At 47.2% G+C, this 25549-nt stretch carries 16 protein-coding genes; 7 read left to right on the top strand and 9 right to left on the bottom strand.

Annotated elements, in window-relative coordinates:
* The first annotated feature begins 317 nt into the window (after window positions 1-317).
* The 4 genes from ACYVD4_RS29610 to ACYVD4_RS29595 all read left to right on the top strand — a co-directional run bounded on the left by ACYVD4_RS29610 (window position 318) and on the right by ACYVD4_RS29595 (window position 6956).
* Complete coding sequence (locus tag ACYVD4_RS29610) at window positions 318-2255, top strand: tetratricopeptide repeat protein (protein WP_460951796.1); 1938 nt, start codon at window positions 318-320, stop codon at window positions 2253-2255.
* A gap of 38 nt (window positions 2256-2293) precedes the next feature.
* Entirely contained in the window at window positions 2294-4222 is a 1929-nt protein-coding gene (locus tag ACYVD4_RS29605; RefSeq protein ID WP_460951794.1) for a tetratricopeptide repeat-containing sensor histidine kinase, read from the top strand.
* Between the two features lie 216 nt (window positions 4223-4438).
* The gene (locus ACYVD4_RS29600) at window positions 4439-6229 is read left to right on the top strand and encodes a hypothetical protein (RefSeq protein ID WP_460951793.1); all 1791 of its coding nucleotides are present in this window, start codon (window positions 4439-4441) and stop codon (window positions 6227-6229) included.
* Between the two features lie 100 nt (window positions 6230-6329).
* Complete coding sequence (locus ACYVD4_RS29595; RefSeq protein ID WP_460951792.1) at window positions 6330-6956, top strand: response regulator transcription factor; 627 nt, start codon at window positions 6330-6332, stop codon at window positions 6954-6956.
* Window positions 6957-6987: 31 nt separating this feature from the next.
* On the opposite strand, the gene ACYVD4_RS29590 is transcribed toward ACYVD4_RS29595, so the two are convergent.
* The 5 genes from ACYVD4_RS29590 to ACYVD4_RS29570 form a co-directional block, all read right to left on the bottom strand.
* Complete coding sequence (locus ACYVD4_RS29590; RefSeq protein ID WP_460951791.1) at window positions 6988-8034, bottom strand: adenylate/guanylate cyclase domain-containing protein; 1047 nt, start codon at window positions 8032-8034, stop codon at window positions 6988-6990.
* On the bottom strand, window positions 8031-8408 hold the full coding sequence (locus ACYVD4_RS29585) for a response regulator (RefSeq protein WP_460951789.1): 378 nt from the start codon (window positions 8406-8408) through the stop codon (window positions 8031-8033). Before ACYVD4_RS29585 ends, ACYVD4_RS29590 begins: the two co-directional genes overlap by 4 nt.
* Window positions 8409-8784: 376 nt before the next feature.
* Window positions 8785-10977 carry a sensor histidine kinase gene (locus ACYVD4_RS29580; RefSeq protein WP_460951787.1) on the bottom strand — a complete coding sequence of 731 codons (2193 nt, stop codon included), beginning with the start codon at window positions 10975-10977 and terminating at the stop codon, window positions 8785-8787.
* 73 nt (window positions 10978-11050) lie between these two features.
* The gene (locus ACYVD4_RS29575) at window positions 11051-12421 is read right to left on the bottom strand and encodes a sensor histidine kinase (protein WP_460951785.1); all 1371 of its coding nucleotides are present in this window, start codon (window positions 12419-12421) and stop codon (window positions 11051-11053) included.
* A gap of 5 nt (window positions 12422-12426) precedes the next feature.
* The gene (locus ACYVD4_RS29570; protein ID WP_460951784.1) at window positions 12427-15594 is read right to left on the bottom strand and encodes a cyclic nucleotide-binding domain-containing protein; all 3168 of its coding nucleotides are present in this window, start codon (window positions 15592-15594) and stop codon (window positions 12427-12429) included.
* A 256-nt stretch (window positions 15595-15850) separates the two neighbouring features.
* Between ACYVD4_RS29570 and ACYVD4_RS29565 the strand changes: the two genes are divergently transcribed.
* The 3 genes from ACYVD4_RS29565 (at window position 15851) to ACYVD4_RS29555 (ending at window position 21411) form a co-directional block, all read left to right on the top strand.
* Window positions 15851-18601, top strand: coding sequence for a 2-oxoglutarate dehydrogenase E1 component (locus ACYVD4_RS29565; protein ID WP_460951783.1), 2751 nt, complete (start codon window positions 15851-15853; stop codon window positions 18599-18601).
* An 81-nt stretch (window positions 18602-18682) separates the two neighbouring features.
* Window positions 18683-20296 (top strand): 2-oxoglutarate dehydrogenase complex dihydrolipoyllysine-residue succinyltransferase, encoded by a 1614-nt coding sequence (gene odhB / locus ACYVD4_RS29560; protein WP_460951782.1) that lies wholly within the window; start codon window positions 18683-18685, stop codon window positions 20294-20296.
* A gap of 110 nt (window positions 20297-20406) precedes the next feature.
* Window positions 20407-21411 (top strand): hypothetical protein, encoded by a 1005-nt coding sequence (locus ACYVD4_RS29555; protein WP_460951780.1) that lies wholly within the window; start codon window positions 20407-20409, stop codon window positions 21409-21411.
* A 70-nt stretch (window positions 21412-21481) separates the two neighbouring features.
* Here ACYVD4_RS29555 and gpmI read toward each other — a convergent pair whose 3' ends face one another.
* The 4 genes from gpmI to eno all read right to left on the bottom strand — a co-directional run bounded on the left by gpmI (window position 21482) and on the right by eno (window position 25366).
* A complete protein-coding gene (gene gpmI / locus ACYVD4_RS29550; RefSeq protein ID WP_460951778.1) occupies window positions 21482-23059 on the bottom strand; it encodes a 2,3-bisphosphoglycerate-independent phosphoglycerate mutase in 1578 nt (525 codons plus the stop codon).
* Between the two features lie 62 nt (window positions 23060-23121).
* Window positions 23122-23616: a low molecular weight protein-tyrosine-phosphatase gene (locus tag ACYVD4_RS29545; protein WP_460951776.1), complete on the bottom strand. Its 495-nt coding sequence runs from the start codon at window positions 23614-23616 to the stop codon at window positions 23122-23124.
* Window positions 23617-23697: 81 nt separating this feature from the next.
* Window positions 23698-24009, bottom strand: coding sequence for a septum formation initiator family protein (locus ACYVD4_RS29540; protein WP_460951775.1), 312 nt, complete (start codon window positions 24007-24009; stop codon window positions 23698-23700).
* 76 nt (window positions 24010-24085) lie between these two features.
* Window positions 24086-25366 carry a phosphopyruvate hydratase gene (gene eno, locus ACYVD4_RS29535; protein ID WP_460951774.1) on the bottom strand — a complete coding sequence of 427 codons (1281 nt, stop codon included), beginning with the start codon at window positions 25364-25366 and terminating at the stop codon, window positions 24086-24088.
* Window positions 25367-25549: the final 183 nt, after the last annotated feature.

Below are 25549 nucleotides of genomic sequence, written 5' to 3'. Positions count from 1 at the left end.
CGGCTTGTTCATTTTAGGAAAATCCTCGTACAGACACAGTACGTAAATAGCCTTTAGTTGGTTGTCTCAGACAGCATCCTGCTGTCTGAGCTGCCATAGTAGCTAGCAAGACCGTCCGGCCGTTCAGACAGCAAGATGCTGCCCGAGACAACTAAAGAATAATATCAGATTACCAATCAGCCATGTTATTATACTGTATTTCAGGTTAGTATCCAGTTTATCCTACCCACACACCCCCGTTTGCCCGTTATCTAATATTAATGACCAGTTAATTGATAATTCGTAGATATTTACTGTAGTCTACCTATTCTTCCTCTATGATGAACAAATACGCCCTGATTACGCCATTACTAACCTTAGCGTTACTGGCGTCTTATCAAACGTTCGCTCAAGTGCCTAATTCGCTTGACTCGGTAAAGGTATATTTGAAAACGCACACCGTACAGGATACGAACTATGTCCGTGCGCTTAACGTGTGGGGGCGTGAGCTTCACTCAGGCGCTAACCCCGATTATGCGCAGGCAGATTCCATACTTCAGGTTTCTGAACACGTAGCGGAGAAATTACACTATGGATTAGGGCTCGCCAAAGCGCATACCAACCGGGCTTCTATCTACTACCTGACCGACCGACCAAAACTGGCGCTGGAATATTTCCAGAAAGCCCTGAACGTAGCCGAAACGAATAAATTATCCCCCCGATTTGTCTGCGGAGCTATCTCGAACGTAGCAGCGGCACTCAGTAAATTACAGGAATTTGATAAAGTCGTTACGTTGCAACTTCGCTCGCTTCGACTTCAGGAACAGCACAATATTCAGCCACGGATTGCTACTACGTATGGCGGTATTGGAAACGCATTCCGCGAGCTTCATAAATACCGCGAAGCCCTTACGTATTACAAGCAGGCACTAACGCTGATGCACGCTGAAAATAATACGAGTGGTGCGGCTATTATTGAAAACAACATGGGCATTTGCTACGATGAACTGAAGCGGTACGACCAGTCGCTGAAACATTACCAATTGGCCTTAAAACATGCTAAAGACGTAAATTTCGATTTATTACAAGCCGACATTCTGGTCAATATAGGGCTGGCGTTGAAATTATCGGGTCGCGCTGCGGAGGGTATTCCGTTTGTAAAACAATCGATGGCAATTGGCGTAAATCAACAGAACAAAGCCACGATGGCAAACGCGTACTTCAATCTGGGGCAGATTTACGAAGAACTGAAAGACTATAAATCCGCCGAAAAGAACCTGAAAAAAGCGCTTGAACTGGCCAAAGAACGGGGCGATAAAGCGAAAATAAACGATTACACGCAGGGGCTGGCCGATTTGTATGGGGGCATGAAAAACTTCCAGCAAGCCTATGTCTTTCAACTCCAACGCAATCAACGTATCGACTCCACCACCGCCGTGCGCACCAATGCCGAAGTCCAGCGGCTCATCGCTCAGTACGAAACCCAAAAAAAGGAAGCCCGCATTCAACTCCTCCAGCAACAGGCCAAAATCAACCAACAGGAAAACGAACAGATCCAACTACGTAACAACATCTGGCTGGCGGGAGCCGCTCTTTTATTATTATTGGGCGCAGCCGTCAGTGCCTGGCTGTTGAATCGGGCTAAACTCCGGCGACTTCAGGAAGCCCAGACGCTACGTAAACAGATCGCTCATGATCTGCACGATGAGGTGGGTAGCACTCTTTCCTCCATCTCTATGCTCAGCGGCCACACCAATACGTTGCTCAGCCAGAACCGACCCGAATCGGCCCAGAAGATGGTGCAGAAGATTTACAGTGATGCCCGTCAGATTCTTGAGTCGATCGATGAGATCATCTGGACGATCAATCCGGGCAACGATTCGTTGTTACGTATCGGGTTGCGGTTGCAGGAGTATGCGCAGCCGCTTATGGAATCCAAAGAAATTCGATTTTCTTTCCAGATCGACCCATCGCTGGAAACGGCACCTATCTCGATGGAAGTGCGTCGAAGTTTGTATTTAATTGGAAAAGAAGCCATTAATAATCTGGTAAAATATTCTCAGGCCAGCGAAGCCACAGTACGTTTCGAGCGAAGGGATAATCGACTTCAGGTATTGATTGAAGACAATGGACGCGGTTTTGAGAAAACGGAAGTCAGCACTCGGAACGGTCAAACCAGCATGAAAGAGCGGGCCGAAGCTATGGGCGGCTCTTTAGAAGTACGTTCGGCACCGCAGCAGGGCACCCGTCTATTGCTGACCACTTCATTAATCTAAGCTTGCCAGACTAACTATTTCCTTAAAATCATCGTACGATGGAGGGCTGCATACGTATCGCTCTGTTTATTTTTCTGACCGTCGCCACAGGTTCGGTAGTGGTTGCGCAAATCCCGAAATCACTGGATTCTCTGGAAAGCTACGTTCATAGTCATACACCGACGGATACAAATTACGTAGATGCGCTTCTTAAGCTGGGCAGTTTAACAACCCGCCAGAAAGCAAATTATGACCGGGCCGATTCGTTGCTACGTGTAGCCGAGAAACTGGGTATCAAGTTGAATTTCGGTCGCGGTATTTATCAGGCCAATACGTTCTTGGGTTCCAATTATTACCTCTCCAATCACCCGCAGCAAACGCTGGACTATCTTCAGAAAGCACTGGCTATTGCCGAAACGCATAAGCTATCGCCCCGCATGATAGCGAACGCCATGACGAACCTGGGAACGGCGTATCGCAACCTGAATCAGCACGAAAAAGCGTTGACTATTTCTCTTCGTTCGCTACGTATGCAGGAGCAATATAACGTTGTGCCGCGAAATGAAAATACCTATATCGGTATCGGGCTTGCATTGAAAGAAACGAAGCGGCCGAAAGAAGCTATTCGATATTTTCAGCAGGCCCTGTCGCTCACGAAACCGTTGAACTACCCGTATGGTCTGGCTATTATTGAGCAAAATATCGGCAAATGTTACGATGATCTGGAGAAGCAAAATAAGGCGCTGACCTATTATAAAGCCGCTCTCGGGCATGCCAGAGAATCAGGTTCAGAACTACTCCAGTCTGATATTTTAGTGAATACGGGTCTCGCCCTGCGAAAACTGAAACAACTCGAAGACGCCAAACATGCTATAGAACAAGCTTTAGCGCTTTCCAGCAAACAAGAGAACAAGTCGGCAATGACAACCGATTATTTCAATCTGGGGCAAGTGTATGAAGAATTAAAAGACTACAAACTGGCCGAGCGATATATGAAAAAGGCGCTCACGCTGGCCAACGAGCTGGAGGATAAAAACAAGATTGCCATTTATACGCAGGGGCTGGCCGATTTGTATGGGGGCATGAAAAACTTCCAGCAAGCCTATGTCTTTCAACTCCAGCGCAACCAACGTATCGACTCCACCACCGCCGTGCGCACCAATGCCGAAGTCCAGCGGCTCATCGCTCAGTACGAAACCCAAAAAAAGGAAGCCCGCATTCAACTCCTCCAGCAACAGGCCAAAATCAACCAACAGGAAAACGAACAGATCCAGCTACGCAACAACATCTGGCTGGCGGGAGCCGCTCTTTTATTACTATTGGGCGCAGCCGTCAGTGCCTGGCTGTTGAATCGGGCTAAACTCCGGCGACTTCAGGAAGCCCAGACGCTACGTAAACAGATCGCTCATGATCTGCACGATGAGGTGGGTAGCACTCTTTCCTCCATCTCTATGCTCAGCGGCCACACCAATACGTTGCTCAGCCAGAACCGACCCGAATCGGCCCAGAAGATGGTGCAGAAGATTTACAGTGATGCCCGTCAGATTCTTGAGTCGATCGATGAGATCATCTGGACGATCAATCCGGGCAACGATTCGTTGTTACGTATCGGGTTGCGGTTGCAGGAGTATGCGCAGCCGCTTATGGAATCCAAAGAAATTCAGTTTTCATTTCAGATCGACGATAAACTGACGGATTTTCCGGTTTCCATGGAAGTACGTCGAAGCCTGTATTTAATTGGTAAAGAAGCTATTAACAACCTCATAAAATATTCAGAAGCGACGAAGGCGACGGTGCGGTTTGAACGAAAAGATAACCGTTTGCAAATACTGATTGAAGACAACGGGCGCGGTTTCGATACGTCTCATTCCAGCCAGCGAACCGGCCAAACCAGTATGCAGCAACGCGCTCAGGCCATTGGTGGCACACTAGACGTATTATCGGCGCCGGGGCAGGGAACCCGTTTACAACTGGTAATGACAAACTAAATCTTTCTACATCAGCGTATTGCTACGTTCCTTTTAAGTGCGGCTACTACGTCTTATATCATACATTTATCCGATTTTCTTCCGCTCGTATCCGCTCTATTTTTGTAGAACTATGTGGGCTCATTAAAAGTCTGTTAAAACGTATCAATGCGTTGAAAACCCAAAAAACATAGGCCCCCAACTGACTAAATTTGATACTACTTACAGGTTTTTGTCATGATAAAAGGCTTTACATTTTTCGTCCTCTTTCTCCTCAATCTGGTTATTAGTTCGGCAGGATTTGCACAGGCTACACGCTACGTCAGGCAAACAGCCAGCGGCACCGGCGATGGTTCTTCGTGGGCAAATGCATCTGCCGATTTGCAGGCGATGATTAATAATTCGGTCTTCAACGATGAAGTTCGAATAGCACAGGGTATCTATTATCCGACCCGCGATCAGGACGGCAATCTCAGCAATGCCAATCCCCGACGTCGTACATTTCTCGTACCGAATGGCTTACGTATTCGGGGAGGTTATGTGGGTACGGGCGCTAACCCTAATGCCCGCGTAACGGCTCCATCGACCACTACGTTATCGGGAGATCTGGGCGTTGCCGGTAATTTCAGTGATAACTCGTATCACGTAGTAACCATGCCAAACGCCCTGTCGGTTATATTGGAAGGTCTCATCATAACCGGGGGAAATGCAAATACGGTCGTAACGGGCAATGGAAACCGCGATTTATATGGTGGCGGAATTCTGATGGTCAATACGGTTCAAACACTAGTGACTCCAATCTTATACTGGGTGCATCTAATTAACAATCAGGCTTCAAACGGTGCCGGGCTGGCTAATTTCGGCGGTGGCTCCGGTCTGAACGAAGCCTTTCCGACACGTATCAGCAACCCTCAATTAACGTTCTGTTATTTCCTGAACAACCGCGCCACACGTAACGGAGGAGCCATCTATAACAACGGCAATGCGTCGCCAACAATCAATAATTGTGTTTTCACGGCCAACGTAGCACAACAGAGTGGTGGTGCAATGAGCAACGAACCCGCCAGCGGTTATACGCTGACGATCAGCCCGGTATTGACCGGTTGTACGTTCCAAAGTAACTCGGCAACAATAAGTGGTGGAGCAATCGATAATCTGAGTTCGCCAAACGTAACGATGCAACCTACGCTGGAGCGGTGTAAGTTTACCAGCAATGTGGCTACCCCTTCGGGTAGTGGACGGGGCGGAGCTGTGTACAACCGAACCGCAGGCGGACAACTGTCTTTGAGCATTCGTAACAGTTGGTTCTATAACAACGCTGCCGATCAGGGCGGAGCTATTTTTAGTCTCACTACTTCTACTACGGCCAACGTTGGCATTGGCATGGTGAACTCTACCTTGACCGGAAATAGCGCCCGTAATGGTGGTGCTATTTATCAGAATAATACGTCGAGCACGACTGATGATTTGCCTTCCCTTTATATGCTTAATACTATTCTCTGGGGAAACAATGCAACCGCTACGTCTCCCGGCGTAGAGTCGTTTGGTTATTATAAACCTCGGGCCGATTTCTCTGATATTCAGGGATGTTCTACCCAAAGCTGGTGTACGGATGGCTTCCGAAATATTGATGTAAATCCTTCGCTCGGGCCTGATAATCTTACGCCTGGCCCAACAAGCTACGTTCTCAATATTGGCAACCCTTACAGCACAACAGCCGATACTGGGCCCGCCGATGTAGATGGCGCTCCACGTATTCAGGGAGGCCAGATCGATATGGGTGCCGTAGAAACCGAAGTGCCACAAAACCGCCTGTATTCAGTTGCTGACGGTGATTGGAACAGTCCAGCCGTATGGAGTTGCTACTGTTTGCCCGGCCCTGGCATAACAGCCGTACTTCAAAATACGGTACGTATTCCGCCTAATTATACAGGCTATACGCAGACTCTACAATACACATCCACAGGAATACTGCGTTTCGCAGCACCAACGTCCAAACTATTCCTAGCCCCGCCTGGATCGCTTTAGCTAAATCTCCCTGATAAATAAGGTAACTCACGTGCCTCTCTGCACTTTAGTAAGCAGCAAAGGTATCTGGAGCCTATCTATCCACACCTTTTGTTATGCTATGATACGGATTGCCATTTTCGATGATAACGATTCCCTACGAGAAACGCTCGCGCTGGTATTCGACGCTACCGACGATTTAATTGTGACCGGGCAATATCCGAATGCGCTACAGGCCGTTGACGTCGTTAAAAACAGTCAGCCCGATGTGATTCTAATGGACATCGATATGCCCGGACGTACCGGCATCGAAGCGGTTAAACTAATACGAGGGCAAACAACGAAACCGAAAATTCTAATGCTAACGGTGTTTGAGGACGTAGAGCGAATATTTGCCGCTATCTCTGCCGGTGCCGTAGGTTATTTGTTGAAGAAAACACCCGCCGATAAAATTATTGATGCTATACACGAAGTAATGTCAGGTGGTGCCGCCATGACGCCATCTATTGCGCTGAAAGTACTGGAAGCATTTCGCCAACCAAAATCAAATGATTTCTTACTAACCGAGAAGGAGAAAGAAGTACTACAACGACTGGTAGAAGGCGACAGCTACAAACTTATCGCCTATCATTGCCATATCAGCATGGGAACTGTTCGCACCCACATTGTCAATATTTACGAGAAATTACACGTCAATTCGAAGTCTGAAGCAGTTGCCAAAGCGTTGAAAACGGGACTATTCAAATAAGCAGTAGAAAGCAAGGTATTGGGGTTCATTATTACCCCAATACGTTATAAATCACTACCGCATCAGACTTATTTTTCAGACTTACTTCGCCGATACGTTCACAAGGAAAAGATTCACCAATTTGCTGATAGGCAGACTCCGAAATCACAATCTGCCCAGGCTGCGCAACGGCCTGCAAACGTTGAGCGGTATTAACGGCATCGCCAATAACTGTATAATCCAGCCGACGTAGCGTGGTTGAACCAATATTGCCCGAAACCATTTCGCCACTGTTAATACCAATCGATACTTCCGGGTGATACGTTGAATTGTTGAGCAGATTATCTTCCAGTTTCGAAATCTGCGCCCGTACTGCCAATCCGGCTTCAATAGCCCGGTCGAGGTGGTACTCGCCCCGGAAAACGGCCATTACGGCATCGCCCATGAATTTATCAACGAGCCCTTCCTGCGCAATTATTTCCTTAACCATTACGTCGAAATAACGGTTGACCAGCCGAACAACGGTATCCGGTGATTCGCGTTCGGAAATAGCTGTAAATCCGCATATATCGATAAACAGGACTGTTGCCACGACAACTTCGTTGGCCGACAGTGCTTTTTCAAATTCGGGGCGATTCATAAACGTCAGCACCGACTCATCGACATACATCCGCAGAATATTATTCTCTTTAATGGCCTGCAACGTTTGCCGAAGTTGCTTGACGTACTCCATTGTTTTCTGCATCGTCAGCTCCAGATCTTCGAAGTTGACAGGCTTCGTTACGAAGTCGAAAGCTCCCCGATTCATGGCTGTTCGGATGTTATCCATATCGCCATAAGCCGACACAATCACCGCTTTAAGCATCGGATTGTTCTCGTGCAGTTTCACCAGCAGCGTCAACCCATCCATACCTGGCATATTAATATCAGTCAGCACCATGTCAATATCCGGCTGCTGCGCCAGCATATCAAGTGCTTCGTGGCCATCGTGGGCGAACGCAAATTCATATTCTTTCTCGCGAATCTGACGCCGGAATTTCTGTTTGATGAGTAATTCCAGATCGGTTTCGTCGTCAACAACTAAGATTTTCGCCGTCATGCCACCTCACGAAGTTTTTGTTTGAGAACCGCAAAATCGAGCGGTTTGGTCAAAAAATCATTAGCGCCTAATTGAACTGCCTGCTCTTGCGAATCGGGGTCGCCATAGGCTGTAATCATCATCACCACAGGTGGTGGCGGTTCCTGAAAATCTTCCCGAATATGACGTAGCAATTCAAAGCCGCTCATTCCCGGCATATTGATGTCGGATAAAATAAGAATGACTTCCGACGTATGATTGTTCAGATAGGTCAGCGCTTCTTCACCAGAATTAGCGAATTTCAGATCAACTTCACCACTGCGAATCTCGCGACGAAACCGCTGCTCAAAAAGGTCTTTTACGTCTGTTTCGTCGTCAACAACTAGTATTTTCATCCGTATGCTGGGCTAATCCTAAAGATAGAAAATTTGCGTAGTTTTCAGTGTGATGTGGAGGCTACGTCTCCATGTATTCTTCCTGCTGTCATCCATTAGTAGTCCGAAGTCAGCCAATCATCACCTTTGCCCGGTCAGTTCATACACGTACTGGTCGATAGTAATACGCAATCCCAAAATTAGGCACCGATTTCGGCCCAACAAGCAACCTGTGCTGGCTTTTTACCTCATCGAAAAGCGTTATCTGGCCAAAATTCCGCAGAATGGCAAAACGGGTAGGCGAATAATTACCAGAATCGACCTGTTATCCATAACCGATTTCGAAACGTAGTGGTCAGATTACTTGACACAGAATGATCTGTTATTAGCTCTACAATTAAGCTGGTAACATAATGGTGAACGTAGTGCCTTCGCCTTCCTTGCTCACTACGTTGATGGTGCCGTTATGACCTTTGGTAACAATATCGTAACTCAGCGATAAGCCTAATCCGGTGCCTTCGCCCGTAGGCTTGGTGGTGAAAAAAGGCTGAAAGATCTTCTGTTGCACTGCTTCCGGCATACCCGTGCCGTTGTCATGCACTGTAATGACCGCCCGCTTGTCCGCATAGTACGTAGTAACCGTAACGATTGGCTGGTAGCCTAACTCGTTCTGATTTTTCTGCCGTTGCTGCACCGCATAAAACGCATTGATAAACAGATTCAATAACACACGGCCAATATCCTGCGGCACCAGATTTATCGGACTAAGGTCCGTATCGAACGTTGTCACCAACTCCACATTAAATGTTTTGTCTTTGGCGCGTAAGCCATGATAGGATAACCGTAGGTATTCATCCGCCAGCGCGTTCAGGTCGGTGGGTTGACGTTTGCCGGTAGAAACACGGGAATGTTCGAGCATTCCCTTCACAATGTTGCTGGCTCGTTTTCCGTGTTGCGAAATTTTCTGGAGATTCTGGCTTAAGTCCTGTAGCAATTCGCTCTCCAGCTCTTCATCCCGCTTCTCCCCTTTTGCCCGTTCTTCTTTCAGTTCTTCCACAAGTTCTTCACTTACTTCGGAGAAGTTATTGACGAAGTTCAGTGGATTTTGAATTTCGTGCGCAATCCCCGCCGTCAACTCGCCCAGCGACGCCATCTTCTCTTTCTGAACCAGTTGGTTTTGGGTTACTTTCAGATTTTCGAGCGTGGTTTTTAACTCGCGAGTGCGTTCTTCGACTTGTTTTTCCAGCTGTTCATTCTGGCTGGCAATCAGGCGATTCTTTTCAATTTCGCGTTCTTTTTCCAGTTGTTCTTTCTCAATAGCCTGCTTTATTACCTGTTTTCGAGTCAGATTGTAACGATTGAGTAGAGCACTAGAAAAAACAATAACTAGCCAGGCCAAGCAGACGCCTTCAATATAATAGAATGTATAATCGGGCAAGCCAAATATGGCCGAGTTAAAGAAGTAAACAGCTAAAGCACTAGAGAGCGTATATAGCCAGAAAATCAGAAGAGGAAGCGTAGCAACTAATGCAAATCGAGCATCTACACTCCCTTTATTCATTGTTCTGATAATTAGAATAGCCAGCAACACATAGGTAACCCGAATCAGTATTTCAACCAGTAGTGTTAGTTCATTAAATGGCGATGTTGGAAAGGTGAACGCAGCGAACAGGGCCATATTTCCCAACACAGTTAATAATAACGCTAGCGAAAGGACTCGATTGAGTGGCGCAAACTGGATTGCTGGTTGAATAAATTTTCGAATCGACTGGATAAAAAAGATGAAGTAGATAAAGAAAAAGAAATTACGTACCAGACCAAAAAGGTAAGGCTGTTCGACAAAGAAAATTGCCTGAAGCCGGTCTGCACTCCGATCCAGCGTAAAGAAAAAAAGACAAATGCTAAAATAAAGATAGACTCGATCCCGTATCGAAAAGAAAATGAGTAGGTTATAACATACCGCCAACAACAGGACTCCGAGTTTAATACCATCATAAAATACCTTTTCCCAGTCTCCTTCTACCTTCGTAAATGTATAATATCGATTAGCTCGGTCCTGCTGAGTCTGCAATTTTGGCGACAGATACCAAAGTGGGGCCTCCCAGAAAGCTCTGGCCGAACGTAGATACAATGTCTTTTCCTGACCAGGATGCAGGTTTATAAGAATACGATTACGTTCGGACCGATTTTGTTTTGTTAACTCGCTTTCTGGAATTAATCTACCTGTACGCTCATGTTGCCACTGGTTAGTTGCTCTTTGCCAGTATAAGTCCAGATAGCTTCCATTAAATTCACAGAGATAGATCGCCAGATTGTGGGGCATCGAATTTCGCACGCGCATTCGCATCCAGTACACACGAGACTGTCGATTTGGATTGTAAAATGAATCATGAACGAATTTGGTACTTTGTCGAACCTGATTGAACGTCAATTTTTCCGCCCGATCTTCCAGTATTTGGAAGTACGTAGTATCAGGCGTCAGCATTGCCGTATCTGTCTTGATTTCATAGACCGGCGGTAGACTTTGTTGCGCGTAGCTCCGCTGCAAGAGCGCGAACAAGCCGAAAAAAACAAGTAGAAAATACTTCATAGTTGAGCAAAAACAGTGACCAATTCGAAGAGAATGGCCATTAGCTGCTACGTACCGGATCAACAGTTAATTTTTAAGCTGGTAACGTAATGGTGAACGTAGTGCCTTCGCCTTCCTTGCTCACTACGTTGATGGTGCCGTTATGACCTTTGGTAACAATATCGTAACTCAGCGACAAGCCTAATCCGGTGCCTTCGCCCGTAGGCTTGGTGGTGAAAAAAGGCTGAAAGATCTTCTGTTGCACTGCTTCCGGCATACCCGTGCCGTTGTCATGCACTGTAATAACCGCCCGTTTGTTGGTGCAGCGAGTTGTAACGGTTACGGTTGGTTGATAGCCCGGCTCGTTCTGATTTTTTTTCCGTTGCTGCACCGCATAAAACGCGTTCGTAAACAGATTCAATAACACACGGCCGAGGTCTTGCGATAAGACACTTACTTTTCCCAGCGACTTGTCGAAATCGGTGTTGAGCGTAGCATTAAAAGTTTTGTCTTTCGCTCGTAATCCATGATACGCTAATCGTAGGTACTCATCGGCTAATGCGTTCAAATCGGCGGGTTCGCGCTGTCCACTGCCTGCCCGTGAGTGCTGAAGCATACCTTTCACGATAGACGAAGCCCGTCCGCCGTGATGCGTAATTTTTTGCAAGTTTTGCTTCAGGTCAGCCAACAGTTCAGCCTCAAGCTCTGTATCACGGTTGGGTTTGGCTTGTTCTTCGGCCAGCTCTTCGATGATTTCGATACTTACTTCGGAGAAATTATTGACGAAGTTGAGCGGATTCTGTATTTCGTGGGCAATACCCGCCGTAAGCTCGCCCAGCGAAGCCATTTTTTCACTGTGAATAAGTTGGGTTTGGGTAGCTTTCAGATCAACGAGAGCTTTTTCCAGTTCTTCTTTCTGATGGGTAATTTCGGCGGTACGTAGCGAAACCTGATATTCAAGCTCATCTTTTTTGGCTTCAATAATACGTCGTTGCTGGGCTTCCTGCTCCCGTTCCAACTGGTCTTTCTCCAGCGTTTTTTTCTGATTTCGGGCTATAAATAAGAACGTTACTAACCAGATAACCGCAAATACGCTGGCTGATTCAAGATAACTATTGATCGATTTGTAGAAAGACGGCGTAACGAATTTTATTACATCCCGAACAAAAATAAGGGCTGTGTATGGTGCAATAGCCAGTAATATTGTTCGCGACATCCGTAGCTCACGAAGCTGGCGAGTGGTATAAGCCACGGCTCCGAAAATAATCAGCCAGAACCAGATTCGCCACGGCTCAGGAAAAATTTCGCCGAGCGCCATCAAGCCAAATCCCACCAGCCAGACCTTTTGAAAATAGAAATCCCAAACAGGAAGCCGTGTTTTGGTATCCAGAATTGCCCGAACCTGGTTAACCAAGAAAACAGCGATCCCGATCGATACGTAAGATTGTCCGTCTGACCAGTTCATAGCCTTTATTTCGTTTGTGCTTGGGTGATAATCTCGTTCTGCCGACGGATACGTCCCGATAGACTTCGGACAATGCTACGTAGTACTTCGCTACGTTCTTCCATCAAATCGTAAAAATCGTCCTGATCGATACGTAGCAGTCGTACATCGGTAACGGCTTCGGCTGTAGCCGACCGGGCTTCAGTATCTAGCAGCGCCAGTTCGCCAAAGAAATCACCTCGGCTAAATCGGGCCAGTTCGGTTTCGCCATCCAGAATCGCAACTTCACCTGAGTAAATGACATACATTCCTGTACCTAAATCACCTTTTTGAAAAATCTCCTCACCTGCTACGTGCGCTTCTTCGCGCATAATGGGCGTGATGCTGGCCAGTACGTTCTCAGGCGTTTGCGCAAACAGGCTGGTACGTGCCAGCAGCAATACGCGGTCGTAAGCAGAAATCTGATCGGTCAGATGGGCTGAATGGCTCATAAGTAACGGAGATAAAGTAGAAAAGCGTGACTCCAGCGATTGCCGGGCTGTTTGTGCTTCTTCGTCAGGTAAATTACGTAATACGGTGTTGATTGTCCAGGCGGTAAATACGGCCTCACCCGTTCGTAGAATAAAGCGTTGGATTGGCTCCTTTTCTACAAACGAGTTCAATTCCGCATCGACAATACGTACTTTTTCCCCTCTGGATAGTTCGTCGACGAGCACTTGTAGAGTTTGGTACGTAGCTCTTGGAATCAGATTATCGAGCATTTCGAGTGCATTGGCCCGACGTTCGCGCGCGGGATGGTCGATTCCCATTCGTGCACCGGCAATGGTATCGGACGGATACAACTGGGTAAGAATATCAAATAGTCGTTGAATCAATATTGATAGTTCGTAATCAAGCGTTTCGGTCAACTCTGGATTGGTCAGACTACCGTGCAGCAGTCGTTGTGCCAGCGCCAATTCTTCATGCATGAGTGCTCGAAAAATGTCATCATCTTCTGCAATATCCGGGAAACGACGTAACGCCCGCAAAGCCGCTCCACGTAGGCGCAGGTCTTTATTTTGCGCAAGCTGGTTCAAAAAATATCGACTTTCGGGCGTGAAGATGGCCCCGCAAATAGAAGCTATTCGTTCGAGCAGTTGCCGATTGTCGGGCGATTGCTGTGCCTGCTTACGTAGCAACGGAATCAACGAAGCCCCTCGTTCTTTAAGCGCATCGAGTGCGCGATGCCCCAATGTCTTATCCGTTAGTTTATCGAGCAGATAAGTTGTCAGCTCAGCGTTCGACAGATGGCCAGCCGCTTTTATTGCTGATTTCACTACGTCGGGGCTGGTGCTTTTCAACCGTTGATTCACCAACGTAGCAAGGTCGTTCAACCGTAACGTACCGATCAGATTCAGGGCTATTTCCTGATGTTCCGGATTCGTATCGTTGGCTAATTTCGTCAACGCCTGTTGAGCCGTAGTGTTGTGCGGATTCAGTTCCAGAATCCCTTTGATTACGCCCTGCCGAATTGATAAATCGGTGTGATGGATAAACGGAGCCAGTTCGGAAGGGTCGGCCGTAATCTGTCGACCAAACAAATAAGCCGCCTGCTGACGTAGCGTCGGTTCGGTATCGGTCAACGCAATCTGTTTCAATTGCCGAACCGGGACCAGATGTTCAAGTCGTGCAGCCGCCAGTAATGTTCGTTCGCGTATGCTGGTATGGGCATGGTTGAGCAGTTCGGGCGTTTTCTCAGCCAGTTCTTTTGGATTGTGTACGCTTAACCAGTCAATAGCCGTAACTACATCTTCCGGTTTCGGGCTTTTCAGCAGATTAACCAGACTTTTCTGCGCTACGGTTGGCATGGCCAGTTGGTCACGCTCCAGAAACCGGCGACCGATGGCGTCGTTTAGCTCGGCCAGATATTTTCGGTAGGTCAGACGTAACAGCCAGATTGCGCCAACCATCAGGCCAGCCCATACCAAAGGAACCCAGGATTCGAGCGTAGCGTGCAGGGCAAAAATCAGGAAACCCGCAACGCCTAACCCAATCGGTTCATAAAGCCCTTTCGCCAGCGTATGGCCTTTGAGTCGCTGAGGAGGCAGCAACGGTTGAAACAGAACCAGAAATACCGGATCGAACAGCGCCCGACGTATCACTTCGAAAACAAGGTAAAGTCCGCAGAAGTAAATCAGCAGTACGGTTTCGTTAGTGACCCACTGATTCAACAGCGTTAAGATTCCCAGCCCGATAAGCGCCATCCACGGCAAAACCACCAGCGACCGTTGCACGCCAAACCGATCAAGTGCTTGCCGCGACAGGAGCAATTTTGCCAGCATCGACAACCCATACGTTAGTGCCAATACGTAGCTAACGTAGTGAATCACATCGACCTGACTATGAAATCGGTGCTTTACGTTGATAAAGAAATTGTACTCAATTTCAGTGGCTACGGCAGCTAGAGCCGCCATACTTAGGCACATGTAAAAAACGAGTTCGCTCCCGCCAAATCGTTGTCCGATCAACTGCGATGGTTCTCTACCCACCGCCCGACTCACCTGATGGGGCGCGTGTACATCGTGCGACTGAATGGTGAGATGCAATACGTAGAGTGCCGCCAGAAACGCGCCAAAAGCCACGATTAGCAGACGTAGCACATCGGCGTGGGCGTGCACCAGAGCCGCCAGAATAGCCCCCGCAGCTTTGGCTGGCATATCGCCGGAGCTAATAACGCCAAACAGACGCTTACTTTGTCGCGTATCGAATACCACAGCCGAAACGCCCCAGAATTCGAGGTTGGTTAGCAGATAGATGATCCGATAACCCGTCATAATCGCTACGGCAGCGGCCACCGAGTGCCCGAACAGCACCAGCACCGCTACCACAATGGTCATGACTACAGCCGCTACCAACACCCGTGTAGCTAGTTTTCGCAATACCAGATGGTGTTCGAAATAAGCGTAAACCCGGCCCACCAGAATCATCGAAACGGCCGATGCTACGTAGGCCAATGGCAAACTGGTTTCAGGATGATTTTCGAGCAGAATGGCATTGGCCGCTACGTAGATCAGAATGGTACCAATGCCCAGCAGAAAATTATGCAGAAAAAATAACCATACCGTCTGGCCTTCTTCGGGCCGAACGCCTAAGGCCCGTTGCCCTCGCTGTACGAATGAAGAAGGAGAAGAAGTAGCGTCAGTTGGAACAGTCATAAGCGGGGTAATGGCACGATTTACGGTCAAATATAAGCACCGACCCCACGAGATAATGCCTTTTTACCCTATAACTTATCGGTCTGAAATCGAATTTGACTGTGTTGGGATTTTGCCAACTAAAATGCCCGCTACGTTGTTGTCTGAGTAAGGCCGTCGAATCTGTAAGAAAAGTAAATAAAAACAGTAGGTTTTGGAGTAAACTGTTTGGGCTATACGCTACCTTTGCAGGTCAAAACAACGACGCGCCCCCGTCATGGATCAGTACTCATATATAGCAAATTCCGACGCGGCCTACGTAGATCAACTGTATCAGTCTTATAAGCAAGACCCTCAATCGGTTGACCCAAGTTGGCAGCAATTTTTCAAAGGATTTGAATTTTCATTAACCTACGGCGAAACCGCCAACGGAACACCCGCAAATGGCAACGGAAAAGCTGTTGCTAGTAAACCTGTAGATGCCAGCCACGCCGAGAAGGAAGTTTCGGTAGCCAGCTTAATCAAAGCGTATCGCTCACGCGGTCACCTGCTGGCCAAAACAAATCCGCTCAAAGATCGGAAAGATCGGCAGCCACGCGTTGACCTGCCTGACTACGCGCTTTCGGATGCGGATTTAGATACCGTTTTCGAATCGGGTAAATTGCTCGGCATCGGACCCGCTACGTTGCGCGTGATTATGGAATCGCTCCGTAAGATTTACGCGGGCGAAATAGGTTTTGAATACATGTACATCCGTGAGCTGGACGTAAAGAACTGGCTGCGGAATAAAATCGAGAAGGAAGCGCTTGTTTTTGAACCAACGCTCGACGAGAAAAAACGTATTCTCGAAAAGCTGAACGAAGCAACCGTTTTCGAAAACTTCCTGGCTACAAAATACCTCGGACAGAAACGTTTTTCGCTCGAAGGTGGTGAAGTAACCATTCCCGCGCTTGATACGATTATTAGTCATTCGGCTGATATGGGCGTCGAAGAAGTGATGATTGGTATGGCTCACCGGGGCCGTCTGAACGTACTGGCCAATATTCTGGGCAAATCGTATGAATCTATTTTCGATGGTTTCGAAGGAAACGTACCAAATCAGGTTCATGGCGATGGCGACGTAAAATACCACCTCGGTTATTCGAGCCTGACCGAAACTAAATCGGGCAAGCAAATTAGCGTAAAACTGGCTCCTAACCCATCGCACCTCGAAGCGGTTAACCCCGTTGTAGAAGGATTCGTGCGGGCGCAGGCCGATGAAGAATACAATGGCGACTTCAAGAAAATTCTGCCGATTCTGATTCACGGTGATGCCGCTGTGGCTGGTCAGGGGATTGTGTATGAAGTAACGCAGATGGCAAAGCTGCCCGGTTATCAAACTGGCGGCACAGTTCATTTCGTGATCAATAACCAGATCGGTTTCACCACCGATTTCGACGATGCACGTTCGTCGATTTACTGCTCCGACGTAGCAAAAATCGTTGACGCTCCGATTTTCCACGTCAACGGCGACGATCCGGAAGCGGTTATTTTCTGCGCCAAGCTGGCTGTAGAATTCCGGGAGAAATTCAACCGTGACGTATTTATTGATATGGTTTGCTACCGTCGGTACGGCCACAACGAGTCCGACGAGCCGAAGTTTACGCAGCCAACGATGTATAACATCATCGATAAGCACGCCAATCCGCGCGAGTTGTATAAAGAACTGCTCATCAAACGTGGTGATGTTGATGCCGAGTTGGCACAACGGATGGATTCTGAATTCAAGCAGCAGTTGCAGGATCGTCTGGACCGGGTGAAGCAAAAAGAAGAGATTCCTTATAAGCCACTACGTCTGGATCTTGACTGGGCCGAGTTACGGTTTAGCGAACCCGTTGATTTCGATAAATCGCCGGAAACAGGCATTTCGGAAGATGCATTACAAACTGTTGGTCAGGCGCTGGTAAAATTACCGGAAGGCTTCAAGCCATTGAAGCAGATCGATAAGCTGTTGAAGGACCGGAAAACAATGCTGACCGACACCAAAATGGTGAACTGGGGCACGGCCGAATTGCTGGCCTACGGTTCGCTTCTGGCAGAAGGTCGGCCCGTTCGGTTGAGTGGTCAGGATGTGCAGCGTGGTACGTTCTCGCACCGTCATGCTGTTCTGCACGATGCCGAGACGAATCAGACGTATTCTTCGCTCGATTTTATTAAAGACGGTCAGCAGAAGTTTCAGGTTTATAACTCGCTGCTGTCGGAATACGGTGTGTTGGGTTTTGAGTATGGCTATGCCATGGCGAACCCACACGCACTGGTTATCTGGGAAGCCCAATTTGGAGATTTCTCGAACGGTGCTCAGCTCATCATCGACCAGTTTATTGCGGCCGCCGAATCGAAATGGGGTATTCAGAATGGTGTTACGTTGCTGCTGCCACACGGTTACGAAGGTCAGGGGCCAGAGCACTCTAACGCTCGTCCTGAACGTTATCTGCAATTGTATGCCGAGTACAATATGGTCGTAGCGAACGTATCAACCCCCGCCAACCTGTTCCATATTATGCGTCGGCAGTTGGCGTGGCCATTCCGGGTGCCTCTGGTTATTATGTCGCCCAAATCGTTATTACGCCATCCAAAATGCGTTTCTCCGTTAGAAGACCTCACCAAAGGTTCTTTTCAGGAAATCATTGACGATAGTTATGCGCAGGCTAAAAAGGTAAAACGCGTACTGCTTTGCACCGGTAAAGTTTATTATGATTTGCTCGAAAAACAGCAAGCCGACCAACGCGACGATGTAGCCATTGTGCGCCTTGAGCAATTGGCACCGCTGCCTAAAAAACAACTCGAAGCGATATTGGCAAACTATAAGAAAGCCGAGATTTTCTGGGTACAGGAAGAGCCAGAAAATATGGGCTATTGGACTTATTTGCTACGTATTGGCTTAAACTGGCCAATTATTTCCCGTAAAGCCGCAGCGTCGCCTGCAACCGGTTACCCCAAAATACATACCCAGGAACAAGCCGATATTGTTCGGAGAGCGTTTGAATAAAAACAGTTTTTAGTGAGATTGTCGACAGAAAGTAGCTTTTTTACTGTCGACGATCTCACTATCGACTAATCACTAACATCTATGGCCGTTGACATGAAAATCCCCCCAGTGGGAGAATCTATCACTGAAGTAACTGTAGGCACCTGGTACAAGAAAGAAGGTGACCAAGTAAAAATGGATGACGTGCTCTGCGGACTCGACTCCGATAAGGCTACGTTTGAATTGACGGCCGAAGCCGATGGTGTTCTGCATATTCTGGCGCAGGAAGGCGACGTATTGCCGATTGGTGCCAGCATCTGTACAATTGAAACGGGCGATGCAGCACCCACTCCTGCTCCAACTTCGGAACCAGCCAAAGCTGAATCGCCAAAACAGGCTGAACAGCCTGCTGCTGATGCTCCGGCAGCTGCCGAGCCGGCCAAACCAGCTACAGGCGGTGGTCAGGTAATTGAAATGAAAGTGCCAGCCGTAGGTGAGTCGGTTACGGAAGTGACCATTGCTTCATGGAGTAAAAAAGATGGCGATCAGGTTGCTCTCGACGAAGTACTCTGCGAACTCGAATCGGATAAAGCTACGTTCGAACTTCCTGCTGAAGCGGCCGGAACGCTACGTATCATGGCCGAAGCCGGTGAAACACTGGCAATTGGTGCGTTGATCGCAAAAATTGAAGTCGGTGCAGGTGCTCCTGCTACGTCGGCTCCAGCAACGCCACCAGCTCAGCAACCTGTGGCAGAATCGGCTGCTTCGAACGGTCAAAATGGGTATGCAGCACATCATGCGTCGCCCGCAGCGGCTAAAATTCTGGACGAAAAGGGTGTAAATGCCCAACAAGTACAGGGAACAGGTGTAGGTGGACGTATCACTAAAGAAGACGCCCAGAAAGCGTCACCATCGCAGCCTGCTACGTCGGCACCAGCCGCTCCGGCCCAACCTGCTACCCCGAAACCTGCCGAGAAAGCGGCAACGCCAGCACCTGCTCCCGCAGCAGCCGGTAGCCGAAATCAGCGTCGGGAAAAAATGACGTCACTACGTCGGACAATTGCTCGTCGGTTGGTAGCGGTTAAAAATGAGACAGCTATGCTCACTACCTTCAACGAGGTAGATATGAAGCCAATCATGGATCTGCGTAATAAATACAAAGACAAATTCAAGGAGAAACAAGGCGTAGGTCTCGGCTTTATGTCATTCTTCACGAAAGCGATTTGTATTGCGTTGAAAGATTTCCCAGCAGTTAATGCGCAGATTGATGGTGATCAGATCATTTACAATGATTTCTGTGATATTTCTATCGCCGTTTCAACAGACCGTGGCTTAGTCGTTCCGATCATTCGGAACGCCGAACAGCTGAGTTTTGCTGGAATTGAGAAAGAAATCGTTCGTCTGGCAGGTCTGGCCCGTGATAACAAGCTGACCATTGATCAAATGACGGGTGGTACGTTCACGATTACGAATGGTGGTATCTTCGGTTCAATGCTGTCGACACCGATCATTAACGCACCGCAATCAGCAATTCTGGGTATGCACAATATCATCGAACGTCCAGTTGTCATAAATGGTGAGATTGTAGCTCGTCCGATGATGTATCTGGCGCTTTCGTATGACCACCGGATCATTGACGGAAAAGAATCGGTTAGCTTCCTGGTACGTGTTAAACAAATTCTGGAAGATCCTTCCCGGATTCTGTTCGATATGTAACTCATAAACTTATAGTTATAAAAAAGCCGTTCAGGATAATCCTCAACGGCTTTTTTAGTATATTTATTTACCTATTTTCAATACATATAAATAATATGCGATATACGAATATGAGCCTTTTATTAGCTCAGGTTATTATTGTTCTCTTATTCATACATGGATGCAAGCCTCCTGACAATATACCTGACATTCTTAATTCTGACGGTTGCCGATTAACAAGCCGCTCTACGGCTTATGCCGTTGGAAAAAAGATCAGTAATTGGACATATACCAAAACAGGGGAGTTACTGAACTATAGTAGTACTGATGGTCCTGGCGGTTCACCTCAGCTAGTTAATTTCATATATGATGCAAATGGATATCTGATTTCAACCATTCAAATACGTAACTTCAATGATATGTCTTATGATACCTTAATAACAAAATATGAATACAGGAACGGGAAATTGAGTAGTGAGTCAAATCGTAGTTGGACTACAAAATACGAGTATAACCAACTAAACGAATTAGCTAAAGTAACTAAAATTTACACATTTGCCAACACTGAGATATACTCTTTTTCAGCAAATAAATTGACGGACTATGTGTGGATTGACGGAAATTCTAAAGAGGAAAATAGACCTTTTGAAATTAAAAATGGGCTCATTTATCGACATCATGAACGAAACCGTCAGCATTACATTAATTTTCAATATGATGCCCAAGAGCGACCAATAAAAGTTGAGCGATTCTCAATAAACAACCCATCAGCTACTGAATATTATATTTTTGAATACACCAATGGCAAGGCTTATTTTGATGCACTACCTACTCCTAAAGGTTGGCCAGCATTTACACGAAAAAGTTTTATTTATGATGTATACGTTTTAGGAACGCCACTTTTACCAGAAACCTCACCGGTACTTCCTGTCAGTGCATTATTTATAAATTGGAATTATTATGCTGGGACTAGCCCAACATTCAAACAAGGAGTAATGGAATTTGAGTATGTTAAAAACAGGCAGGGGTATTCAATAAAGACAGATCGTGCTTACACGCAGTACACAGCTACTGGCCAAATAGGTCAAGCTCCGGCACATGTAATTGAATCTTATACTTACGAAAATTGCCCATAAACTAATACAACAGAGCCAACATAAAAATGACGTAGTAGTCTACTACGTCATTTTTATGTTGGCTCTGTTGTTATTCTTTAATCAGGCTCCCTCCGTTCATTTCTGGAGGCTGTGGAATACCCATAAGCTGTAGAATCGTGGGAGCAATATCAGCCAGTTTGCCGTCATTTAACGCTGGATGATACTCATTGTCGATCAGAATACAGGGAACCAGATTGATTGTATGGGCCGTGTTAGGTGTACCATCGTCATTAAGCATGTACTCAGCGTTACCGTGATCGGCAATGATAATGGTCGTGTAGCCATGTTTCAAAGCTGCTTCTGTCACGTCTTTTGCGCAGGCATCGGCGGTTTCGGCCGCTTTTACAACGGCCTCAAAGACACCAGTATGACCCACCATATCCGTATTGGCAAAGTTCAGGCAAACAAAATCTACCTCTTCTTTTTCCAGTTCCGGGATGATTGTGTTACGTATGTCGTAAGCCGACATCTCGGGTTTCTGATCGTATGTTTTTACCGGCACGGTAATTTCAACGCCCCGATCATCCAGAATCACCATTTCTTTCGGCGATGGACAAAGAAGTCGTTTTTCACCAGCAAATGGTTCTTCACGACCACCTGAGAAGAAGAACGTAACGTGCGGATACTTTTCAGTTTCGGCAATTCGAATCTGCTTTCTGCCAACGCTGGCAACAACCTCGCCCAACGTATTGGCCAGATTGTCTTTATCAAAAATCACTTTGACACCAACAAAGTCATTGTCGTAGTTGGTCAGCGTGATATAATCGAGCGAGAGTTTTTTCATACCCTGCTCCGGGAAATCTTTCTGAGTCAGCGCCTGTGTGATTTCCCGACCACGATCAGTACGGAAGTTGAAACATAATACTACGTCGCCTTCCTCAATCACAGCCACAGGCGAACCATCAGGCTGTTCAACAATAATCGGCTGAACAAACTCGTCGGTTACGTCGGCATCATAAGAAGCCTGTAGTGCGCTCGTTACATCAGTGGCTACTACTTTTCGGCCAACCCCATGCACCATCGCATCATAGGCTACTTTAACTCGCTCCCAACGATTATCGCGGTCCATAGCGAAATACCGGCCTACTACGCTTGCAATCTGGCCTGTTGTAGCCGCCATATGCGCCTGCACTTCGCTGATATAGCCAATACCGCCTTTAGGATCGGTATCACGTCCATCGGTGAAAGCATGTACAAATACGTCTGTTAACCCGTGCGCATGTGCAATTGACAACAATCCTTTCAGATGGTCAATATGAGCGTGAACGCCACCGTCAGAAACCAGACCAATAAAATGAACTTTCTTGTTGTTGGCTTTAGCGTAGTTAAGTGCATCAACCAGAACGGGCTCCTGATCGAGCGTGTGCTCCTCAACAGCTTTATTTACTTTTACTAAATCCTGATATACCACACGACCTGCGCCCAGATTCATGTGCCCTACTTCAGAGTTTCCCATCTGGCCTTTAGGCAGACCAACGGCTAAACCCGAAGCTTCGAGCGTACTATGCGGATATTTTGGATAAAGCGAATCCATGAAAGGCGTATGAGCCGCCTGAATCGCAGATACTTCTGGCTTAAGAGGAATTCCCCAGCCATCGAGAATTATAAGGATTACTTTTTTATTCATGTTGCAGAGAGTAAAACAAAAGAGTGACTGTCAATTACATAACAATCGCCAACAGCGAATAATCACTCTTTAAGATTATGTTGTTCAACTAAATAGGAAAGCAATTGCCGGCAACAACGTAGTGAAATCTGATAGACCTCCTCAAATACGTCGGGACCTTCATAATAAGGATCTGGTACGTCGGGCTGGTCGTTAACGTCGGGATCGAACTCACGTAGCAGAAAAATCGTGTCGTTTGTATGTAATCCCGTGCTCCGGTGATTTAGCTTTTCGATGGTTTCCAGATTTCGCTCATCCATGGCCACGAAATAATCAAACTGGGCAAAATCATCGCCCGTAAAGCGTCGGGCGCGATGTGTCAGCGGGAGATTGTGTTCAATTGCATTCTCGCGGGTGCGATGATCGGGCAACTGACCAATGTGATAGGATGATGTTCCGGCCGAATCGCAACTGATGTGCTTGTCAAGCCCTGCTTCTGAGACTAATTGTCGAAATATTCCTTCCGCCACCGGCGACCGACAAATATTGCCTAAACAAACGAAGAGAACGCTTATCATAATGTAAAATGAAGAATGAAGAATGGATAATGTGAGAGAAGCCTGAAAGCTTATTACTCATTATCCATTCTTCATTCTTCATTATTTTTCCAGCGGTTCATTATTTTCATCGACAATGACGAACACGTCTTCTTCTGGCCGCTTCATCAGGTATTTTTCGCGGGCAAATTTTTCGCGAAGACGGTCATTGCCAAACACTTCCCGTCGTTCTTTCTGCACTAGTTGAATCTGCTCTTTATAAAATCGAATATCGCTTTCGAGCTTACGGAGTTTCCACCAGTTCCGAATTTGCCCCGGCAGGTCGTTGGCGTCGAAAAACGTCATCCAGACTAACAGACTTAAGCCTGTAGCCACGTAAAAATTCTGGACGTAGCGGAGCAGTTTCTGTTGCATAAGAGCCTGGGGCAAAGGGCTTGGAGCAAGGGGTAGGAATATTTCATCCTCCGCCCCTTGCCCCAAGCCCTATGCATTAAAATTTAACGCCTGGGAAATAAGCGGTTTCGCCTAGTTCTTCTTCGATACGTAGCAACTGGTTGTATTTCGCCATCCGGTCAGAACGTGAAGCAGAACCCGTTTTGATTTGGCCTGTATTCAATGCAACAGCAAGATCGGCAATCGTAGCATCTTCGGTTTCACCCGAACGGTGCGACATTACGCTCTTATACGAATTGCGGTGCGCCAGATTAACAGCATCAATCGTTTCGGTCAGCGAACCAATCTGGTTCACTTTCACCAGAATCGCGTTGGCAATGCCTTTATCGATACCTTCCTGAAGACGTGTTACGTTGGTTACGAACAGATCGTCACCAACAAGTTGGGTTTTGTTATCTTTCAACAGGTCGGTTTGTGCTTTCCAGCCGCTCCAATCGTCTTCGGCCATACCATCTTCAATTGATAGGATTGGGTATTTGTCAACCCATTCTTTCCAGAAGCCTGCCATTTCGCTCGACGTCAGTTTGTCGCCTGTTGATTTTTTGAAGTGATAAACGCCCGTTTCAGCATCATAGAACTCAGAAGAAGCAGCATCCATAGCGATCCAAACGTCTTCGCCTGGGCGGTAGCCAGCTTTCTCGATAGCCTGAATGATCGTTTGAATAGCTTCTTCATTCGATTTGATGTTAGGCGCAAATCCACCTTCGTCACCTACGTTCGTAGCAAGGCCCATTTTTTTCAGTACACCTTTCAGCGTATGGAAAATTTCGGTACCCATACGTAGCGCTTCCGAAAAGCTTGACGCATTGGCAGGCATAACCATAAACTCCTGAAAATCGATTGAATTATCGGCGTGTGAACCACCGTTCAGGATATTCATCATTGGTACAGGCAACGTATTGGCATTTACACCGCCAATGTACCGATACAACGGCAGGCCAGCTTCCTGAGCGGCTGCTTTAGCTGCTGCCAGCGATACGCCCAGAATAGCGTTTGCGCCCAGACGGCCTTTGTTCGACGTACCGTCCAGCTCGAGCATAATTTTATCAATCATGCTTTGGTCAAAGACCGAAATGCCGACCAGTTCCGGGAAAATCAGTTCGTTAACGTTTGATACGGCTTTCAGGACACCTTTGCCCATATACACCGTTTTGTCGTCGTCGCGGAGCTCAACCGCTTCGTGGGTACCTGTCGATGCGCCTGAAGGTACGGCGGCCCGACCCAGAAAACCGGTTTCGGTACGAACGTCTACTTCTACAGTCGGGTTACCGCGTGAATCCAGAATCTGCCGGGCATGAATGCTTTGAATGGTACTCATTTTAGAGAATAAGAGAGGTTAACAACGAAAATATTTTATCGTTTCCGGCGTACCGGCGTGTTATGTTTGACTACCAAGCGCTTAGACGAGAGAGGCAATCGGGCACAAAGTAACGAAATTGAGGGCAAAACTTTAGAACAGGAACCAGAAAAGACGGGTTATCAGGCAGTGACGTAGCGAATA

It is taken from the genome of Spirosoma daeguense (assembly GCF_054776875.1).
This window is presented reverse-complemented; position numbering and strand designations above follow the sequence as displayed.

Excerpts from the sequence above, each read along its gene's own strand:
- ACYVD4_RS29575 (WP_460951785.1), bottom strand. The coding sequence starts at position 12,421 with ATGAACTGGTCAGACGGACAATCTTACGTATCGATCGGGATCGCTGTT.
- ACYVD4_RS29595 (WP_460951792.1), top strand. The coding sequence starts at position 6,330 with ATGATACGGATTGCCATTTTCGATGATAACGATTCCCTACGAGAAACG.
- ACYVD4_RS29545 (WP_460951776.1), bottom strand. The coding sequence starts at position 23,616 with ATGATAAGCGTTCTCTTCGTTTGTTTAGGCAATATTTGTCGGTCGCCG.
- odhB (WP_460951782.1), top strand. The coding sequence starts at position 18,683 with ATGGCCGTTGACATGAAAATCCCCCCAGTGGGAGAATCTATCACTGAA.
- ACYVD4_RS29555 (WP_460951780.1), top strand. The coding sequence starts at position 20,407 with ATGAGCCTTTTATTAGCTCAGGTTATTATTGTTCTCTTATTCATACAT.
- eno (WP_460951774.1), bottom strand. The coding sequence starts at position 25,366 with ATGAGTACCATTCAAAGCATTCATGCCCGGCAGATTCTGGATTCACGC.
- ACYVD4_RS29585 (WP_460951789.1), bottom strand. The coding sequence starts at position 8,408 with ATGAAAATACTAGTTGTTGACGACGAAACAGACGTAAAAGACCTTTTT.
- ACYVD4_RS29580 (WP_460951787.1), bottom strand. The coding sequence starts at position 10,977 with ATGAAGTATTTTCTACTTGTTTTTTTCGGCTTGTTCGCGCTCTTGCAG.
- ACYVD4_RS29570 (WP_460951784.1), bottom strand. The coding sequence starts at position 15,594 with ATGACTGTTCCAACTGACGCTACTTCTTCTCCTTCTTCATTCGTACAG.
- ACYVD4_RS29610 (WP_460951796.1), top strand. The coding sequence starts at position 318 with ATGATGAACAAATACGCCCTGATTACGCCATTACTAACCTTAGCGTTA.
- ACYVD4_RS29605 (WP_460951794.1), top strand. The coding sequence starts at position 2,294 with ATGGAGGGCTGCATACGTATCGCTCTGTTTATTTTTCTGACCGTCGCC.
- gpmI (WP_460951778.1), bottom strand. The coding sequence starts at position 23,059 with ATGAATAAAAAAGTAATCCTTATAATTCTCGATGGCTGGGGAATTCCT.
- ACYVD4_RS29590 (WP_460951791.1), bottom strand. The coding sequence starts at position 8,034 with ATGACGGCGAAAATCTTAGTTGTTGACGACGAAACCGATCTGGAATTA.
- ACYVD4_RS29600 (WP_460951793.1), top strand. The coding sequence starts at position 4,439 with ATGATAAAAGGCTTTACATTTTTCGTCCTCTTTCTCCTCAATCTGGTT.
- ACYVD4_RS29540 (WP_460951775.1), bottom strand. The coding sequence starts at position 24,009 with ATGCAACAGAAACTGCTCCGCTACGTCCAGAATTTTTACGTGGCTACA.
- ACYVD4_RS29565 (WP_460951783.1), top strand. The coding sequence starts at position 15,851 with ATGGATCAGTACTCATATATAGCAAATTCCGACGCGGCCTACGTAGAT.